General features: G+C 65.3%; 16 protein-coding genes. 4 read left to right on the forward strand and 12 right to left on the reverse strand.

Going from position 1 to position 18,389, the window contains the following annotated elements:
• Positions 1-258 precede the first annotated feature (258 nt).
• The 8 genes from IC232_RS16785 to IC232_RS16820 all read right to left on the reverse strand — a co-directional run bounded on the left by IC232_RS16785 (position 259) and on the right by IC232_RS16820 (position 9,785).
• Positions 259-1,656: an NAD(P)(+) transhydrogenase (Re/Si-specific) subunit beta gene (locus IC232_RS16785; RefSeq protein WP_190846127.1), complete on the reverse strand. Its 1,398-nt coding sequence runs from the start codon at positions 1,654-1,656 to the stop codon at positions 259-261.
• Positions 1,657-1,660: 4 nt separating this feature from the next.
• The gene (locus IC232_RS16790; protein ID WP_190846128.1) at positions 1,661-2,107 is read right to left on the reverse strand and encodes a proton-translocating transhydrogenase family protein; all 447 of its coding nucleotides are present in this window, start codon (positions 2,105-2,107) and stop codon (positions 1,661-1,663) included.
• 20 nt (positions 2,108-2,127) lie between these two features.
• The gene (locus IC232_RS16795; RefSeq protein WP_190846129.1) at positions 2,128-3,264 is read right to left on the reverse strand and encodes a Re/Si-specific NAD(P)(+) transhydrogenase subunit alpha; all 1,137 of its coding nucleotides are present in this window, start codon (positions 3,262-3,264) and stop codon (positions 2,128-2,130) included.
• 73 nt (positions 3,265-3,337) lie between these two features.
• Entirely contained in the window at positions 3,338-3,631 is a 294-nt protein-coding gene (locus IC232_RS16800; RefSeq protein ID WP_190846130.1) for an aa3-type cytochrome c oxidase subunit IV, read from the reverse strand.
• Positions 3,632-3,744: 113 nt separating this feature from the next.
• Positions 3,745-4,962 (reverse strand): glycosyltransferase, encoded by a 1,218-nt coding sequence (locus tag IC232_RS16805; RefSeq protein WP_190846131.1) that lies wholly within the window; start codon positions 4,960-4,962, stop codon positions 3,745-3,747.
• 161 nt (positions 4,963-5,123) lie between these two features.
• Positions 5,124-6,491 (reverse strand): ABC1 kinase family protein, encoded by a 1,368-nt coding sequence (locus tag IC232_RS16810; RefSeq protein WP_190846132.1) that lies wholly within the window; start codon positions 6,489-6,491, stop codon positions 5,124-5,126.
• 75 nt (positions 6,492-6,566) lie between these two features.
• A complete protein-coding gene (locus tag IC232_RS16815) occupies positions 6,567-7,889 on the reverse strand; it encodes an adenylate/guanylate cyclase domain-containing protein (RefSeq protein WP_190846133.1) in 1,323 nt (440 codons plus the stop codon).
• A 114-nt stretch (positions 7,890-8,003) separates the two neighbouring features.
• Positions 8,004-9,785, reverse strand: coding sequence for a M3 family oligoendopeptidase (locus tag IC232_RS16820; protein WP_246812262.1), 1,782 nt, complete (start codon positions 9,783-9,785; stop codon positions 8,004-8,006).
• A gap of 555 nt (positions 9,786-10,340) precedes the next feature.
• Between IC232_RS16820 and IC232_RS16825 the strand changes: the two genes are divergently transcribed.
• Positions 10,341-12,122 carry a L,D-transpeptidase family protein gene (locus IC232_RS16825; protein ID WP_190846135.1) on the forward strand — a complete coding sequence of 594 codons (1,782 nt, stop codon included), beginning with the start codon at positions 10,341-10,343 and terminating at the stop codon, positions 12,120-12,122.
• A gap of 143 nt (positions 12,123-12,265) precedes the next feature.
• Positions 12,266-13,909, forward strand: a complete 1,644-nt coding sequence (locus tag IC232_RS16830; RefSeq protein WP_190846136.1) for a DUF882 domain-containing protein — start codon at positions 12,266-12,268, stop codon at positions 13,907-13,909.
• A gap of 29 nt (positions 13,910-13,938) precedes the next feature.
• Here IC232_RS16830 and IC232_RS16835 read toward each other — a convergent pair whose 3' ends face one another.
• Positions 13,939-14,799 carry an urea carboxylase-associated family protein gene (locus tag IC232_RS16835; RefSeq protein WP_190846137.1) on the reverse strand — a complete coding sequence of 287 codons (861 nt, stop codon included), beginning with the start codon at positions 14,797-14,799 and terminating at the stop codon, positions 13,939-13,941.
• A gap of 158 nt (positions 14,800-14,957) precedes the next feature.
• Between IC232_RS16835 and IC232_RS16840 the strand changes: the two genes are divergently transcribed.
• The gene (locus tag IC232_RS16840) at positions 14,958-15,398 is read left to right on the forward strand and encodes an acyl-CoA thioesterase (RefSeq protein WP_190846138.1); all 441 of its coding nucleotides are present in this window, start codon (positions 14,958-14,960) and stop codon (positions 15,396-15,398) included.
• A gap of 216 nt (positions 15,399-15,614) precedes the next feature.
• Here the strand turns inward: IC232_RS16840 and IC232_RS16845 are convergent, their stop codons facing one another.
• The 3 genes from IC232_RS16845 to IC232_RS16855 all read right to left on the reverse strand — a co-directional run bounded on the left by IC232_RS16845 (position 15,615) and on the right by IC232_RS16855 (position 17,084).
• Positions 15,615-15,872, reverse strand: a complete 258-nt coding sequence (locus tag IC232_RS16845; RefSeq protein WP_036355032.1) for a DUF2312 domain-containing protein — start codon at positions 15,870-15,872, stop codon at positions 15,615-15,617.
• Positions 15,873-15,933: 61 nt separating this feature from the next.
• On the reverse strand, positions 15,934-16,239 hold the full coding sequence (locus tag IC232_RS16850; RefSeq protein WP_190846139.1) for a DUF1244 domain-containing protein: 306 nt from the start codon (positions 16,237-16,239) through the stop codon (positions 15,934-15,936).
• Entirely contained in the window at positions 16,236-17,084 is an 849-nt protein-coding gene (locus tag IC232_RS16855; RefSeq protein WP_190846140.1) for an N-formylglutamate amidohydrolase, read from the reverse strand. The genes IC232_RS16850 and IC232_RS16855 overlap by 4 nt, the downstream gene beginning before the upstream one ends.
• A 110-nt stretch (positions 17,085-17,194) precedes the next feature.
• On the opposite strand from IC232_RS16855, the gene IC232_RS16860 reads away from it, so the two are divergent.
• Positions 17,195-18,133: a DMT family transporter gene (locus IC232_RS16860; protein ID WP_190846141.1), complete on the forward strand. Its 939-nt coding sequence runs from the start codon at positions 17,195-17,197 to the stop codon at positions 18,131-18,133.
• Positions 18,134-18,389: the final 256 nt, after the last annotated feature.

The raw sequence follows: 18,389 nt of genomic DNA on the forward strand, positions 1-18,389 counted from the left end.
GGCTGGCGCAACAGAAAAGGCGTTAAAACAGATTTCGCGTTTTCCGTCACCGTTCCACTGTCATTCCGGGGCGCCGCAGGCGAGCCCGGAATCCATAAACGCTAACGATACAGAAAGAGACGCAACGCTGAGTGCCTCCTCTTGAGCCGTCGTGTTTATGGATCCCGGGCTCTCGCTAACGCTCGCCCCGGAATGACAGCGACACAGCAAAATGCCCGGCACGAAGGCCGGGCATGAAGGACTTACCTGATCGTTGAATCAGAGGTTCTTCAGGATCTCGTCGACCACCTTCTTGGCATCGCCGAAGAGCATCATGGTGTTGTCGCGGAAGAAGAGCTCGTTCTCCACGCCCGCATAGCCGGAGCCCATGCCGCGCTTGATGAAGAGCACGGTCTTGGCCCGCTCCACGTCGAGGATCGGCATGCCGAAGATCGGCGAAGCCGGGTCGGTCTTGGCGGCCGGATTGGTCACGTCGTTGGCGCCGATCACGAAGGCGACATCCGCCTGGGCGAACTCGCCGTTGATGTCCTCGAGCTCGAACACCTCGTCATAAGGAACGTTCGCTTCGGCCAGCAGCACGTTCATGTGGCCGGGCATGCGTCCTGCCACCGGATGGATGGCGTACTTCACCTCGACGCCTTCGCTTTTAAGCTCGTCGGCCATTTCGCGAAGCGCATGCTGTGCCTGGGCCACCGCCATGCCGTAGCCCGGCACGATGATCACCTTGGAGGCGTTTTTCATGATGAAGGCGGCATCATCCGCCGAGCCCTGCTTCACGGGTCGGGTCTCGACCGCACCGGCGGCAGCGCCTGCGGTCTCGCCGCCGAAGCCGCCGAGGATCACGGAGATGAAGGAGCGGTTCATGCCCTTGCACATGATGTAGGACAAGATCGCGCCCGAGGAGCCGACCAGCGCGCCGGTGATGATCAGCGCGAGGTTGCCCAGGGTGAAGCCGATGCCGGCCGCTGCCCAGCCCGAATAGGAGTTGAGCATCGACACCACGACGGGCATGTCCGCGCCACCGATGGGGATGATGAGCGTCACGCCGAGCACGAAGGAGACCAGCACGATCAGCCAGAAGGCAGCGTGGCTCTCAGTGCGGATGAAGGCGACGAGCAGCACCAGCAGCAGGAGGCCGAGGCCGATATTGATGAGGTGCCGGCTCGGCAGCATGATCGGCTTGCCGGACATGCGCCCGTCAAGCTTCAGAAACGCGATGACGGAGCCGGTGAAGGTGATGGCCCCGATGGCCACGCCGAGCGCCATCTCGAACAGGGAGCCGCCGTGGATGGTTCCCTTTGCGCCGATGCCGAAGGCCTGCGGCGCATAGAGCGCGCCCGCCGCCACCAGCACGGCCGCGAGGCCCACCAGGGAGTGGAAGGCGGCAACCAGCTGGGGCATGGCCGTCATGGGCACGCGCCGGGCGGTGACCGCGCCGATGCCGCCGCCGATGGCAAGCCCTAAGATCACCAGCGCCCAGCCGCCGAAGCCGTTGGGCGGCGACACGAACAGGGTGGTGAGGATGGCGATCCCCATGCCCACCATGCCGTAGAGATTGCCCTGCCGGGAGGTGGTGGGGTGCGACAGGCCCCGCAGGGCCAGGATGAACAGGACGCCCGAGACGAGGTAAAGGATCGAGGCTAGATTGGCCGACATCGCCTCATCCCTTCTTGCGGTACATGGCGAGCATGCGCTGGGTCACCAGGAAGCCGCCGAAGATGTTGATGCTTGCCAGGATCAGGCCGATGAAGCCGAGCGCCCGGGCCCAGATGGGACCTTCGCCGAGGGCCGGCGCCACATCGACGCCCACCGCCAGGACGGCGCCCACCACGATCACGGACGAGATGGCGTTGGTGACCGACATGAGCGGGGTATGCAGCGCCGGGGTCACCTGCCAGACCACGTAATAGCCGACGAAGATCGCCAGCACGAAGATGGCCAGACGAAACACCGTGGGGTCCACCGCCCCGTTGGTCACGGCAGCGGCGGCGTGTCCGGCCGTGTCGGCCAGCTGGTCGGCAATGGACTGGGCCGACTCGGCGGCACGGCGGGCGGCATCCGCCGCCGCTCGGGCCTGCTCGACAGCCTGTTCGGGCGTGAGTGCCATGATGTCCTCCCCTGGACGGTTTATGCGGTCGGCTGGAAAGCGGTGTGAACGATGGCGCCGTCGCGGGTCAGGCAGGTGGCCTTGACCAGCTCGTCGTCCCATTTCACGGCCAGTTCCTTGGTGTCCTTGTTCACCAGCGTCTCGACGAAGGCGTAGAGGTTCTTCGCGTAGAGGCTGGAGGCCGTGGCGGCGAGGCGGCCTGGCACGTTGAGGTGGCCCACGATCTTCACGCCGTTATGGTCCACCACCTGCCCGGCCTGCGCCAGCTCGACATTGCCGCCGCGCTCCACCGCCAGGTCGACGATCACCGAGCCCGGCTTCATGGATTCGACCATGGCGCGGGTGATGAGCTTCGGGGCCGGGCGGCCGGGAATCAGGGCCGTGGTGATGACGATGTCCTGCTTGGCGATGTGGGCTGTCACCAGTTCGGCCTGCTTGGCCCGGTACTCCGCCGACATCTCCTTGGCGTAGCCGCCCGCCGTCTCGGCCTGCTTGAACTCCTCGTCCTCCACGGCGATGAACTTGGCGCCCAGGCTCTCCACCTGCTCCTTGGCGGCGGGGCGCACGTCCGTGGCGGTGACCACCGCGCCGAGGCGGCGGGCCGTGGCGACGGCCTGGAGGCCGGCGACGCCCGCGCCCATGACGAAGATGCGGGCGGCCGGCACGGTGCCGGCTGCGGTCATCATCATCGGGATGGCGCGGCCGTATTCGGCAACGGCGTCGATGACGGCGCGATAGCCGGCGAGGTTGGCCTGGGAGGACAGCACGTCCATCACCTGGGCGCGGGTTATGCGGGGCATCAGCTCCATGGAAAAGGCCGAGACCCCCGCGTCGGCCAGGCTTTTAAGAGCCGCGTCCTGGCCGTAGGGATCCATGATGGCGATGACGAGGGCGCCGGGCTTGGCGCCGGTCAGCTCGCCCTCGGCGGGGCGGCGGACCTTCAGGACGACGTCGGCATCCTTGAGGGCATCGGCGGCACTGGCCGCCACCGAGGCGCCAGCGGCCTCGAACCCGGCATCGGGGATGCCGGCCTTGGCGCCGGCGCCGGCCTGGACGACCACGTCTGCGCCGAGCGTCTTGTATTTCTTGACCGTCTCGGGGGTGGCGGAAACACGGGTCTCCGCTCCATCGGTTTCGGAGAGAACGGCGATCCGCATTTTAGCCCCCCTGCGATCTGGTCAATGGCTTGAGATCAAGCTCTTGTCTCGTGTCAGTGGAAACTCCCGCGGCTCAGTAGAGGACGAGCGCCAGGAGGAGAAGAACGCCGACGGCGGCCGGTGCCCGCACCCCAACAGACGGGGCCATGGCCCCGAGACCGCCAGCGGCCAGGGAGAGGACGACGCCGAAGATAGCGGTCAGCCAGGCGTGCTTGATGCCGCCAACGGCCAGGGCCAGCATGAAGCAGATCACGACGGCGGTGCTGATTTCAGCGAACTGAATGAATCCGTTGTAGGTCGCCTCATGAGTGCGGCCGTCCATATCCGGACTATAGCCCCCATGCGGCGCATGTTTTGTATCGGCCATGATTCAAAGCCCCGTTTGAGCATCACGTGTTAATTGCTGCGTTTACCGCATGCGGTGAGGAGCCGCAATCTTTCGAATGGCTCCCGGCGGAACTTTATCAATGTTTCGTGGAATTATTGGATCCCCAGGAAGTCGCGCCATTGGGGCAGGCACACGGTTTCGTAATCGTATTTCGCGACGGCGATTCGGCGGGCCTCGGCGGCTATGGCGGCGGACTTCTCCTTCTCGGCCAGGGTCTCGCGCACCCGCTCGGCCAGGGCCTTCTCGTCGAAGAAGGGAAAGAGACGGCCGTTGACCCCGTCCTGGACGATCTCGCGCACCGGCTCCGTGTCGGAGGCCACGATCCGGCATTCGAGCGCCATGGATTCGATGGACGACCAGGACAGCACGAAGGGATAGGTCATGTACACATGGGCCGAGGAGACCTGCAGCACCTTCACGAACTGGTCGTAGGGCAGGTTTCCGACGAAATGAACTCGGGACCAGTCCACCGGACGCTCGATCCTGGCCTTGAACACGTCGAACCAGGACTGCCCGCCGGGCGCGGAGCCGGAATAGCTGGTGCCCTTGCCACCGATGATCACCACCCGGAGCTCGGGGTCGATGTCGAGGAGGTAGGGCAGGCTCTTGAAGACCACATGGGCGCCCCGCATCGGCTCGATGTTGCGGGTGACATAGGTCACGACGGGCTTGTTGCGGGTGAGCGGCGGCCCGTCCTGGCCGAGCCTGATGCGGACATTGCGGTCGGGGACGAGCCGCTTGGTGTCGATCCCGTCATGAATGATGGCGAGCCGGTCGCGCAGGTAGTCCGGAAAGGTGTCGCGCTGGTAGCGGGTCGGGGCCACCGCGAGATCGGCGGCATCCAGGGCGCCGAGCTGCATGGAATTCTTGAGGCGCAGGCGCCAGATCACCTCCTCGTTGGTGACCGGGAACTCGGGATCGAAGTCGAGATCCTGCCCCTTGGCGTGATAGTAATACTCGAAATAGGCGACATGCTTGGCCTTCGGCCAGATGTCTTTCAGGAACAGGTTTTCGCCCCAGCCCGTGTTGACCACCACCACGTCCGGCTCGAAGCCTTGGCTCGCGAGCGCCTTGGCTCGGTGAGCAACGCCATAGGCCCGGCGCAGGCGCGGGATCACGGGGGAATAGCGGTTCTGGTAAGGCGCATCCTCCGGCCCCGGCACGGCCTCGTAGGAGAAGTACTTCACGCCGGGAATGGAGCATTGCCTGACCATGCCCAAGCCTACGACCTCATGCCCCTCGGCGGCGAAGGACCCGGCCAGGCGCAGGAACTGCCCCGGAAAGTTCTGGTGAACGAAAGCGATCTTCATCGGCTGCCCCCTCAAGCCTCTTGCGAGCCCTGAGGCTCGCAAGAGGCTTCGAGTGTTCTTGTCTGGTCGCATTTTCCACGGCGAACCGGAGTCCACTCTGCCTGAAAATGCTCTTCCCTACCGTCATGCCCTAAGGCCTAGCGGCAAAAGATGCAACCTCATTACACAGGATTTGGTAAACCGGAAGCTGCCAGAACCTCCCCCTGCCGCTGCTCCAGCTTTTCCAGGGAGAAGCGCTCGATCTCGTTCTCGAACAGGTGGTGGTAGTTCAGCTCGGCCTTCAGGTGCAGGAAGACGGCGCCCAGGCCCACCGCAGCCCGATCCATGAAGACGAACTCGCGCGGGACCGTCACCGGCCCCTTCTCCTTGAGAGCCTTGTGCACCTCGAAGGCCTGACGGCGGCCGTACTCGCCGGGCTTGACCCCATCGGCCACCGTGCGGATCCGGTCGTCGAGGAGCGGGGCGTAGATGAAGCGGGCCCAGATGTTGAGAATGTCGATCAGCTCGTTCGACAGGCTCTTGAAGCCCCAGGTCTCGTAGGCATGGACGATGCGGGCGCGGTCGTCGGTCAGGAGTCCCCGGTAGAGATCGACCACGCCGCCCACGAAGCGCGGGTGGAAGATGCGGACGCAACCGTAATCCAGGAGGTTGATACCCCGTGCCTCCCCGTCCTCGGAGAAGACCGTGTAGTTGCCGAGATGCGGATCGCCGTGGATCACAGCCGCGTGGCTGAAGGGGTGCCACCAGGCCTTGAACATGGCCACCGCCAGCCGGTTGCGGATTTCGACCGGCGCCTCGGTGAAGCCCAAGATCTTCTCGCCCTCGAGCCATTGAAGCGAGAGCAGACGCTTGGTGGAAAGCTCCGGATGCACCCGCGGAACCCGGACCTCCTCCACGTCGGACAGGGCCTGGGCATAGAGCGCCGCGTGCTTGGCCTCGCGCTCGTAGTCGAGCTCCTCGCGCACCCGTTCGCCGATCTCCTTGGCGATCTCCCGCGTGTCGATGGCCGGGTCCATGCGGCGATGGACGGCGAAGACCCATTCGAGCTGGCTCAGATCCGCCTCCACGGCGGATTGCATGTCCGGATACTGGAGCTTGCAGGCGAGCGCCTCGCCATCCTTCGTGGTGGCCCGATGCACCTGGCCCAGGGAGGCGGCGGCCGAGGGGTTGAGGTCGAAGGAGCCGAACCGACTCTGCCATTGCGGGCCCAGCTCCGCCTGCATGCGCCTTTTCACGAAGGCAGCGCCCATGGGCGGCGCCTCACTCTGGAGCTTCTGCAGCTCGGCGGCATATTCCGGCGGTATGAGGTCGGGGATGGTAGCGAGCAGCTGCGCCACCTTCATGATCGGCCCTTTCAGGCCGCCAAGGGCCTGCGCCAGCACCGCCGCGTTCGAGGCATCGCGATCATCGCCCCCGAACAGGCGCGACCCCGCCATGCGGGCCGCCACCCCGCCCATATTCGCCCCGACCCGGGCATAACGGGCAGCGCGCGCGGAGAAGCGGTTAGCTTCGCGGTCGGACTCGGCCATGTCGTGAGGTCTCTTGCTCTGAACTGGAGAGCTTAAGATATGGCGTGCAGCAGCGATCGCCAGGGTCCTGCGGCTTCACGGCCTCTGGCTGCCGGCGGCTGCAAAGAGCGGCATGGGCTCGCTCAATCCCTTGAGGGGAAAGGCGCCCCGATCCTCCAGGTGCAGGTTGGAACCGGCCACGAGATCGCGCACCGTGCGCGACACCAGGACTTCATGGCCATCGGCAAGAGCGGCGATGCGAGACGCGATATGAACCGCGATGCCGCCGATGTCGTCATCCTTCATCTCGATCTCGCCCGTATGGACCCCGCAGCGGATCTGCAGCCCCAGGACCCGGAGTGCCTCGACGATGGCGCCTGCGCATCGTACGGCCCGCGCGGGACCGTCGAAGGTCACAAGGAACCCGTCGCCGAGCGTCTTGATCTCCCGGCCTTTGAATTGGCCGATCTTGTCACGCACGATCCGGTCATGCTGGTCGAGGAGCGTACGCCAGCTTCGGTCTCCCATTTTCTCGGCCTTGCCGGTCGAATCGACAATGTCCGTGAACAGAACCGTCGCTAGAACACGATCGGGTTCGCTCTCTCCATGGGTGCCGGTGAGAAACTCCTCGATTTCATCGGCCACCGGGCTCGCATCATTGGCCCACAGCAGATGGTCGATGCCGGGAAACTCGACATATTTGGCACCGGGGATATTGGCCGCGAGATAGCGGCCGCCCTCCACGTTCACCCGCGTGTCTCCCGCCCGGTGCAGGATGAGAGTCGGGATGCGGATCGACGGCAGAATGTGACGCACGTCGATCTGGCTGTTCATGCGCATGAGCGTGATGACGGAGGACGGGCTGGCGCTCAGCCGCTCGAAGCGGGCCCACCATTGCCGGAAGCGTTCATCCGCAACCCTCGTCGGCGCGAAGGCGGCAAGGCTCTCACCCTGCCCCCAGGATCGGTCGATCTTGTCCAGAAACGTCTCGAAGCGGTCGCGCGGCAGAACCCAGGTGTGAAAGTCCGCATAGGTGCCATAGAGGATCAGCGCCTGGGTCCGCTCCGGATAGGTCGCGGCGAAGAGCATGCTCATGGCGCCCCCTTCGGAAATGCCGAAGAGCGCCGCCTTCGTGCTTCCCACTGCGTCCATCACCGCGCGCACGTCATCCATGCGCTCTTCCAGGGTAGGCAGGTTTCCGAGACGGTCCGAGAGGCCGGTTCCCCGCTTGTCGAACAGGATCAGGCGGCTGAACGCGCTCAGCCGGGACAGAAAGCACGCCATGTTGGGCTCATCCCAGTAGAGATCCAGGTTCGAGATGAAGCCCGGCACGAAGACCAGATCGAACGGCCCCTGGCCGATGACCTGATAGGCAATCCGAAGATCGCCGCTCCTGGCATAATGCGTGTCGACCGGCATGGCCCGGCTCCCGAACTGGCATCCCCACGAAAAGAGCGGAAGCCGGTGGCGTTCAGGCGAGAAAGTCCACCCTCATAGTGCCAACACTAGGGCGATCGGCCAAGCACGACAGCCTTAGGCGGAGGCTGTCTCCATGGCCTCAAGCTCGCCGATCAGCCGCTCGATCATCGACAGGCCGATCTGCCAGAAGGACGGATCGCTCGCGTCGAGGCCGAAGGGCGCGAGGAGCTCGGAATAATGCTTGGTCCCGCCGGCCGAGAGGAGCGCGAAGTAGCGGTCCACGAAGCCTTCGTTGGAGCGCTCGTAGACGCCGTAGAGCGAGTTCACCAGGCAGTCGCCGAAGGCATAGGCATAGACGTAGAACGGCGAGTGGATGAAGTGGGGAATGTAGGTCCAGAAGTTCTCATAGCCCGGTCCGAGGCGGATCGCCGGGCCTAAGGACTCGTCCTGCACGGACATCCAGAGTTCGCACAGCTTGTCAGCCGTCAGTTCGCCGTTGCGCCGCTCCAGGTGGACCTTGCGCTCGAAGGAATAGAACGCGATCTGGCGCACCACCGTGTTGATCATGTCCTCGACCTTGGCCGCCAGCATGGCCTTGCGCTGTGTCCTGTCGGTGGTCTGGTCGAGGAGGCGGCGGAAGGTGAGCATCTCGCCGAAGACGGAGGCCGTCTCGGCGAGCGTCAGGGGCGTGGGCGCCATGAGCGCGCCGTTGGGCCCGGCCATGACCTGATGCACGCCGTGACCGAGCTCGTGGGCGAGCGTCATCACGTCCCGCGGCTTGCCCTGGTAGTTCAGGAGCACGTAGGGGTGGGCGGAGGGCACGGTCGGGTGGGCAAAGGCGCCGGGCGCCTTGCCGGGGCGCGTGGGCGCGTCGATCCAGCCCTCGTCGAAGAACCGGCGGGCGATGTCGGCCATGCGCGGCGAGAAGGCCGAATAGGCGGAGAGCACCGTGTCCCGCGCCTCGTTCCAGGGGATGGTGCGCTGCTCCACCTTCGGCAGGGGCGCGTTGCGGTCCCAATGGTCGAGCTTGTCCTTGCCGAACCACCGGGCTTTCAGGGCATAGTAGCGGTGGGACAGGCGCGGATAGGCCTCGCGCACCGCCGACACCATGGCCTCCACCACCTCGCGCTCGACCCGGTTCGCCAGATGGCGGGAATCGGCCACATCCTCGAAGCCGCGCCAGCGGTCGGAGATCTCCTTGTCCTTGGCGAGCGTGTTGGTGATGAGCGTGAAGGTGCGAAGATTGGCCTTGAAGGTCTTGGCCAGCGCGTCCGAGGCGTCCTTGCGCACGCTCTCGTCCGAATCCTGCAGCTTGTTGAGCGTGGGCTCGATGGGAAGCTCCTCGCCGCGCACGGTGAAGCGCAGGGACGCCATGGTCTCGTCGAACAGGCGGTTCCAGGCGGAGCGGCCGGTCACCGACTTCTCGTGGAAGAGCTGCTCGATCCGGTCGTCGAGCTGGAACGGCTTGTCCTTGCGCAGGTCCTCGATCCACGGCCTGTAATGCTTGAGCGGCTCTTCGCTCATCGCCTGGTCGAGCACCGCGTCCTCGATACGGTTAAGCTCGAGCGCGAAGAAGAGCAGTTCGGTCGAGGCGGCGGTCAGCCGCTCCTGGGTGTCGCCGTAGAACTTGGCCCGAACCGGATCGGTGGTGTCGCCGGAATAGACGAGGCCCGCATACGACATGAGGCGCCCGAGGAGATCCTCCAGCGCCTCGTAGCGCTTCACGACCTCGGTCAACGTCTGCGACGCGCGCTCGCCCCGCGCCATGGCATCGAGCTTGCCGCGATGAGCGGCGGCAAACGCCTTGCACTCGGCTTCGGCCTTGGCTAGATCGCGCCTGAACTCCTCGCTGTCCATGCCGGGATAGAGGTGGGACAGGTTCCATTCGGGCAGCATGCCCAATTCGGTCTGCGCCGCACCGGAGGACAAGGGGGTATGCAGGGAGGAGATTGTCTGGGAGGTCACGGGCAAAGGCCTGTCCGGAAATCGAGGGTCGGAGATACTGCACACATATTGGCCGCCGGCCTACCGGGATCAACCCGTGCCGGGCCGTCATGAAGGCTGCCGTCAAGACCCGTTTTCCCTCCCCTGCCCGGCGGGCACCGAAGGATCGCGTGTCATCTTCGGCATAGACGCAGCGTAAGGCTCGATCCGCATGCTTTACCGCCGATTAACCTTTCCGGTGAAATGGGGATTCCGGCCGCTCTGGACGGACAGGCGATTGGCTTCGCGCTCCTTTGTTTTCAAGGACATATGTCGGCCGATGCCGCACCGGCCCGGCATCGGCGGGCTTCACTCTTTAAAGAAAAATGAAAGAACTTGGCCTAGACGATGAAGCCGCAAGACGTTTTGCGCGTTAAGCGTAACAGACGTGTGCCCGCACACGGACGAATTTCATTCGATGGAGGATTGGTGAAGTCCTCCACCTTCATTGCGACGAGGAGCATGGTCATGCGTGGATTGCGCAAGACAGCCGTTTGGCTCGGTCTGATCGGATCGGTTTCCCTCCTGCCTCTCGTCGCTTCGGCGAACGACATCGCCATCAGCCCACAGGCCGATCGCGTCGAACCCGTCGCTCTTGAAAGCCCCGCGCAGCCATCCTTTCACGATGCGGCGCTCCAGGGTGCACCAGCACCGAAGGACGTCGCCTCGCAGGCCATCCCGCCTGCCGAGCCGGCACCCGTGTCGATCGAGGCCGCCGATCTGAGGCTTGCTCCCGCCATCGAGATTCCCCTGCCGGACGCGGCTCCCGTCACCGCGCTCATGCAGGCCGACATCGGCCGCATGACGGTGGCAGGCCTGTTCGCCGACGATGCGGCCATGCGCGAATTGCGCGTGAGCGCCAAGGATCGCGAGGCCCTGTCTGCCTATTACGCACAGGCCGAGCGCCCGCTGGTCTGGTCGCAGGACGGGGCCTGGACCCCGGCGGCTCAGGCCGCCATGGAGCGCCTGAAGGCTGCGGACGAGGACGGCCTCGATCCCGCCGACTACGTTCTCCGCGATTCAGGGCTGCGCAAGGATGCACCGCTGGCGCAATGGGCCAGGGCCGATGTGAAGCTCTCCCTGTCCGTGGTCCGCTATGCCCGCGATGCACGAGGCGCCCGCATCGATCTTCCGCGCCTTTCGCCGCTCGTGACGCCGAAACTCGCCATGCCGGACATCGGGGAAGTGCTGAGCAAGGTCGCCTCGGCGAAAAACGCCGGCGCGGCACTGGCGGCCTATAACCCTCCGCATGCCGGCTACAAGGCTTTGAAGGAGCGGCTGGCGCAGCTGCGCGAAAACCATCCGTCGCAACCCAGCGTGCGCCTTCCCAAGGGGCCGATCCTGCGCGTGGGCATGACGGATCCGCGCGTGCCCCTGATTCGCGCGCGCTTCAATCTTGCCAAGGGTTCCGACAACCAGGCCGTCTATGACGAGCGCGTCGCTTCTGCGGTGGCGGCCTTCCAGAAGGAAAAAGGCCTGCCGGATACGGGGGTGCTGAATGCCCAGACGGTGGCGGCGCTCTCCGGGCCGTCCGTTGCGCAGCGCGAATCCGAGATCATCGCCAACATGGAGCGCTGGCGCTGGCTGCCGGCGGATCTGGGCGACCGGCATATCGCCGTGAACGTCCCCGAGTACCGTCTTCAGCTGGTCGAGGGCCGCAACGTGGTCCATCAGACCCGTGTCATCGTCGGCAAGGAGCAGTCGCAGACGCCGATCTTCTCCGAGACCATGAAGTATCTCGTGGTCAACCCGTCCTGGACGATCCCGCCTTCCATCATGAAGAAGGAGATCCTGCCGGCGCTGGCCAACGATCCTTATTATGCCGCGCGCAAGGGCTACAAGGTCATCCGCCGCGGCAACCAGATCTCGGTGCAGCAGCCGCCGGGCGAGCGCAATGCGCTGGGCTACGTGAAGTTCATGTTCCCCAACCAGCATGCGGTCTATCTGCACGACACGCCGAACCGCAACCTCTTCTCCGCCAGCAAGCGCGCCTTCAGCCATGGCTGCGTGCGCGTCGACAAGCCCTTCGAGCTTGCGGAAGAGATCATGGGCAAGGACGGCAAGTGGACCGAGGAGAAGTTGCGTGGGCTCATCGGCAAGGGCGAGCGCACTGTTCACCTCACGGATCCCCTGCCCGTGCACCTGACCTACTTCACCCTCTCGGTTGACGAGAAGGGCGAGATGAAGCGCTTCGAGGATATCTATGGCCTCGACCGCAAGGTCCGTGCCGCCCTGAACCTGTCCGAATGATCCCGACGTTTTGGCTGTTTTTCTGCCGCTTTCCCTCGCTCACTTAACGGGAACGTAACCGTCTTCGGCAAAGATCCTTTCACTATAAGGATCGCTGCATCCACGGATGCCGCCCGGTAAAGACGAGTATCACAGTGAGAGTAATGCGTACCGACCGCCTGGCGCATCGCGTCGGCATTGGTCTTGCGGCCTTTCTGGCCGTCATGGTGGGCGGCGTGCGCGGCACGCAGGATGCCGTGGCCAACGGCGACACCCGCACACTGACATTCTACCATAACAACACCAAGGAAAGCCTCACCGTCACCTTCAGGCGCAACGGGCAGTACGACTCGGGCGCCCTGCAGCAGTTGAACTGGTTCCTGCGCGACTGGCGGCGCGCCGAGTCGACCCGCATGGACCCGCGCCTGTTCGATACGGTGTGGGAGGTCTATCGCGAAGCCGGGTCGGACGCGCCCGTTCACGTGAACTCGGCCTACCGCTCCCCGCATACCAATTCGATGCTGCGCCGGCGCTCCAGCGCGGTCGCCAAGAACAGCCAGCACATGCAGGGCAAGGCGCTGGACTTCTACCTGCCCGACGTGTCCGCCTCCCGTATCCGGGCCATCGGCATGCGGCTCCAGAACGGCGGCGTCGGCTATTATCCCAATGCCTATACGCCCTTCATCCATCTCGATGTGGGCAGCGTGCGCGCCTGGCCGCGCATGACCCGGTCGCAGCTCGCCAGCATCTTCCCCGACGGGAAGACCGTGCATATTCCCGCCGACGGCCAGCCCCTGGCCGGTTATGAGCTCGCCCGCGCCGAGGTGCTGGCCAAGGGCGGCACGGTGGCCGGCTACACGGCTTACGCCGATGCGGAAGAGGCCGTCGCCAGCCAGCCGCGCCGCAAGAGCTTCTGGGCCACCCTGTTCGGCGGTGGTGACGACGAGGACGAGGATGCGGAGGAGATCCGTGTTGCGTCGCGGCCGGGCCGGGCGCTCATCGCGTCCCGCCAGCAGCCATCGCCTGCGGACAATTACGCGAGCGATTCCAACTCCTCGGTCTACGCAGCCATGCAATCCTACGGCAGCCCGGCCCCGACAGCGCGCCGCGCGCCGGTGGCGATCCAGCCGCGGCCCGAGCCGCCGGCACCCGCCGTCGTGGCCTCCATGGCCCCGGCCCTGCGCGAGGACCTGACGCCACCGCCAGCGCCGCCACCCCGGATCACCGGAGCGCCGGGCACGGTCCAGACTGCATCCGGCCCGGCCCTGGGCTGGCAGCAAGTCCCTGGCGCATCGGAGATGTCGATTGCCAAGGGCATGGCCTTTGCGCCCATGCCGCCGCGCCGGCCCGAATCGGATGACACCGGCATCGAGGCTCTCGGCGGCACCGTCGCCCTGGCCTATGCGCCGCTCCCGCCGGCCCGGCCCGGATCGCTTTCGGCCACGAACCCGATCCCGGTGCTTGCTGACCTGCGCGGCACGACCAGCACCGCATCCATCTCCGCGGCTCCCCTGCCTCCGCCGCGCCCGGATCTACGCCCCATCCAGGTTGCAGCAGCGGCTCCAGTCGATATCCCGGTGGCGACCACCGGCTCCACGCCCAAGGACACCAAGCCGGCGAAGCCTCAGCCTGCTGCTTTACCCAAGGCCCCGGCAGCCGCGGCGAAGGAGCCGCCTGCCACGGCGCTCACGGCCCTCATGACGGCGGAGCCAAGCCTGCATATGGGCTTCTCGAAGAAGCCGGTGGCCGATCTGGCGACGAACCGGTTCACGGGACCGGCGGTCAAGCCGCTGAAAGTGGTGCAATAAGAAAGGGCCCCGATGGGGCCCTTTTCGTTTCAATCCTCGTGCTTGCGGCTGTAGCCGTTGCGGGCTGGCGACGACCACCCGGAGGGCGCCGCCTTCGGCCTGTAGACCTCCACCAATAGCGGATGGCAGGCGGCCGTGTCGCTCGAATGCTCCGCGCTGCAATCGCCGCCCGGACAGGCGGAGAGCGCGCCCAGAAGATCGATCTCGGCGAAGAACTCGAGATAGTCGCCCGGCCGCACAGGGCTCGCCTTCATGAAGTACTGCCCTGTGTCGCGGGTGAAGCCCGTGCACATGAAGACGTTGAGCACGTCATGCACGGCAGGCTCCACCTCCTGCTTCGGCTTGCCCAGGCGCTCGCTCAGGGCGCGGGTCAGGTTCGAGTGGCAGCAATGGTGGTACTCGTGGCCTGAGAGGAGCTTGTGGGTGTAGGGGTCGCAGCGCGTGCCGATCACGTCGTGAACGGAGCCGCCGAATTCATCGAAGCCGTACCAGTCGAGGGTGTCGTGGGTGATCGTCGCCATGGGGCGCAGGTATGGCAGGCACGACCAGAGCTGATCGCCGGTGGAGAGATGCGTGCCGTGCAGCGCCCGCGTCTTGCCCGAGAAGAAGCGCTCGTTGACGTCGTCGGCCGACCAGAGATTGAGGTCGCCCACCTGCGGGCCTTCGATGCTGACGATGCGGAAGAACGAGCCCGCCGGCACGTGGAAGGAGCGCGCTTCGCGAGGCGGCACCACGACCTCGTCCACCTTCTCCCAACCGTCGCGGGCGGCCTGATAGGCGGCAAGATCGGGCCGCGGCAGGGTCTCGACGGGATAGCAGATGACAGGTGCAATCCTCCGGCGCGCTTCGGCGTCCTGAGGTTCCGTCACTTCGTGTGCTGCGCGCTTCATGCATCCCTCCCGCGGCGAATCTCCTGGAATCTATAGAGAACCGGAACGCCCGGAGCGAGGGCGCGGGCTGCATGGCAGATCGTCGAGGATGAGAAGGCTTCACTCTCTTGAGCCACACAGCGTTTCGTATTCTATGGCCCCATGACAAGGACCGGACGATGAACAGCCTGAATGCCCTGCGCCCGCTGGAGGCTTATCCGAGCCGCACCTCCACCGACATCCGCTATGCGGATCTCGACCGGCAGGGGCATGTGAACAACGCGGTCTTCGCCACCTTCTCGGAAGTCGGGCGGGTTGCCTTCATGTACGATCCGGCAAGGCCGCTCGCGTCAGAGGGCCGGAGCTTCGTCATCGCCCGGCTGCTCATCGATTTCCGGGCGGAGCTCTTCTGGCCAGGCCAGGTCGACATCGGCACGGGCGTGGTGAGGGTCGGACGCAGCTCGTTCACCCTGGCCCAGGGCATGTTCAACGACGGGCGGCTCGTCGCCACGACGGAAGCCACCATCGTCATGGTGGACAAGGAAACCCGCCGCTCGACACCGCTGCCGGCTGCGACAGTCGAGATCCTGCAGGGCATGATGCTGGCGGACAATACCTAAGACCATAAGCCCTCATTCTGAGGAGGATTGCGCCAGCAATCCGTCTCGAAGGACGAGGGCGTCTCCGGTGCTCTCTGGAGCCTCCTTCGAGACGCAGCTGCGCTGCTCCTCAGGATGAGGTCGAGGATTAGCCAGGAGTGTACCTCCCAGAAATGGCAAAGGCCCCGCAGGTCACGCTGCAGGGCCTTGGAACGTCCTATGACGGACAGGACGGCGCTACGCCATCCCGAGCGCCTGCATGTAGAGCTCGAGGATCGCCTCCTCCTCCTGGCGCTCGGCGTAGTCGCGCTTGCGTAAGGAGATGATCTTGCGCAGGACCTTGGTGTCGAAGCCGTTGCCCTTGGCCTCGGCGTACACGTCCTTGATGTCTCCCGCGATGCCGGCCTTTTCCTCCTCGAGGCGCTCGATGCGCTCGATGAAGGCCTTCAGCTGGTCGGCGGCGACGGATTCGGTGTTGAAAGCTGCGTCATCCATGAATGAAGCCCCTGATTGATGGCGTTGGTGCCAGTGTTATGGTCATTTGGTTGAAGCCGCTTTAATGCCCCGGCTTCGATTTCTCAAAATTCGCGAGCTGGGACGCACTCGCCTCGCCCTGATGGCGCAGCTTCCACTCCTCGTAGGGCATGCCATAGACATGGGTCCGGCTGTCCTCCTTGGAGAGGGCGACGCCCCGCTCGTCGGCCGCATCCTTCAACCAGTTGGACAGGCAGTTGCGGCAGAAGCCTGCCAGACTCATGAGGTCGATGTTCTGAACGTCCGTGCGCTCGCGCAGATGCTCGACCAGCCGGCGGAAGGCGGCCGCCTCCAGCTCCGTGCGGGTCCTGTCGTCGATGTCCTTCATTGGCTCGATCCTCCATGCTGGCGCAGGCGGTCCCGGGTGCGGGTGCGGAAAATCCGGGGCGCCCGAAGCTCCGTCAGGTCTGCCAGCGGTTCGATCAGCCGGGCGAAGCGCTCGGCCCATTCCTCGGCGCCCTCGTCGGAGGCGATCAGGTCCTGTCGGATCTCGATGAGGGCATTGGCCAGGCCCCGCACCGTCGCATGGCGGTCGATTGTATCGCCGGCCAGCGCCCCATCATAAGGCTCGTTGTCGCCGACGACGAGTCCGTCTTCGGCCTGCAGCCCCTCCAGGAGCGGCCTGGCGAAGCGGTCGTCCGCATCCCAGAGGATGCCCACATGCCAGGGCCGGGGCCAGCCGCGCCAGACCGGCGTGAAGCTGTGGACCGTCACGATCACCGGCGGATGGCCGGCCGCCATGGCCCTGTGGATCGCCTCCGCAATGGCGTGATCATAAGGGTCGTAAAAGCGGGCGATGCGCCGCTGCACCTCCGCCTCGTCCGCACGGGCATTGCCCGGCACCACCGCGCCATCGGAGAGGCGCATCACAAGGGTCGGATCGTCCCGTCCCCGGTTCGGGTCGATGATCAGCCGGGAAAACTGGGTGAGAAGCGCCGGGGCTCCAAGGCGTCGGGCCAGCGAGCGGGTCACGGCCGCGGCACCGATGTCATAGGCGATGTGGCGCTGGAACTCGGCTTCCGGCAGGCCGAGGTCGCCTAAATCTGGCGGCACCGCATTAGAGGCATGGTCGCACAGAATCAGGATTCCCGATTCGATGGAACCGGGAATGACCTCGACCGGATGAACCTCAAGGGAAGGCTCTTCGAGCTTGAGTGCGGCGGAAGCAGGCATGAAGAGATGGGTTTCGGATCAGGATGGATTGAACGGCGGAGGAAAAGCCTTATCCTGCCCCTCCAACCCTGACAACGCGACCTTCCGCGCAACACACTTTCACGTTCCACATGTCCCCGACATCCACCACGGCCCGTCTTGAGCCGGGCTTCGCCTCCGCTTTTGCCGCCCTCTGCCTGGGCGCCGTGGCCATGGGCATTTCCCCGATCTTCGTCCGCTTCGCCTCCGCCGACATGGGCGGAACCCCGGCCGATGTGGGGCCCTTCGCCAGCGCCTTCTGGCGCGTCTCGCTCTGCCTGCCCCTGCTCTATGCCTGGATGCGCATCGAGGAGAGGCGCGCGCCGGCCGGCACGCCGAGGGTTCGCTTTTCCAAGGCCAGTATTTTCGGCGGCATCGTCTTTGCCGGCGATCTGTTCTTCTGGCACCTGGCGATTCTCAAGACGACGGTGGCCAACGCCACGTTCTTTGCCACCATGGCGCCGCTCTTCGTCGTGCTGACCGTTTGGCTCGTGCTCCGCCAGCGGGTCTCGCGAGGCACGTTCCTCGGCTTGGGCCTCTGCCTCCTCGGCGGCGCAGCCCTGATCGGCCAGAGCCTCCAGGCGGATCCGGCCCGGATCGAGGGCGATCTCTACGGGGTCGCCACGGCCTTCTTCTTCGGCATGTATTTCCTGGCCGCCAGTCGGGCGCGCAAGACGGCGGGCGCCGCGCGGATAACCTTTGAGGCGGGGCTCATCACCTCGGCCATTCTTCTCGTTATCGCCGTCCTGTTCGACACGCGGGTGATCCCGCAGACGGGGCAAGGCATCGCGGCGCTGCTCGCCATGTCCTATGTCAGCCATGCGGGAGGCCAGGGTCTTCTCGCCATCGCGCTCGGACGGCTGCCGGCGACCTTCTCGTCCCTGGTGATTTTCCTGGAGGCGATTGCCGCAGCCGTGTTCGGCTGGGCCGTGCTGGGGGAGGCGCTGACGCCGGTCCAGGCCTTGGGCGGCGCCCTGATCCTGTTCGGCATCTGGGTGGCTCGCCCAAAACCCGAAGCGCAGGCCAGTTAAGCCGCACCGAGCCTCCCCGAACGGGGAGCAACATCCGCCTTCGAACCCGCTCCCTGTGTCGCTGAGGCCATGCAGGCGGCAAATTCTTCCACCCGCCGGCTCGAAGGTCTTGCTCCTGGGGCGCATCTGGCCGACAACGATTCGCCAAAGTTCTTGACCCATTGTGCGATTTCATTCCTTTCGATTCGACCAAACCAAATCCATGAAGGCCTTCACCCTCCCATCGTCTGCTGTCTGCCGGCGAAGCCTTGCACTC

Origin of the sequence: Microvirga sp. (assembly GCF_014699075.1) — a bacterium.
Lineage (GTDB): Bacteria > Pseudomonadota > Alphaproteobacteria > Rhizobiales > Beijerinckiaceae > Microvirga.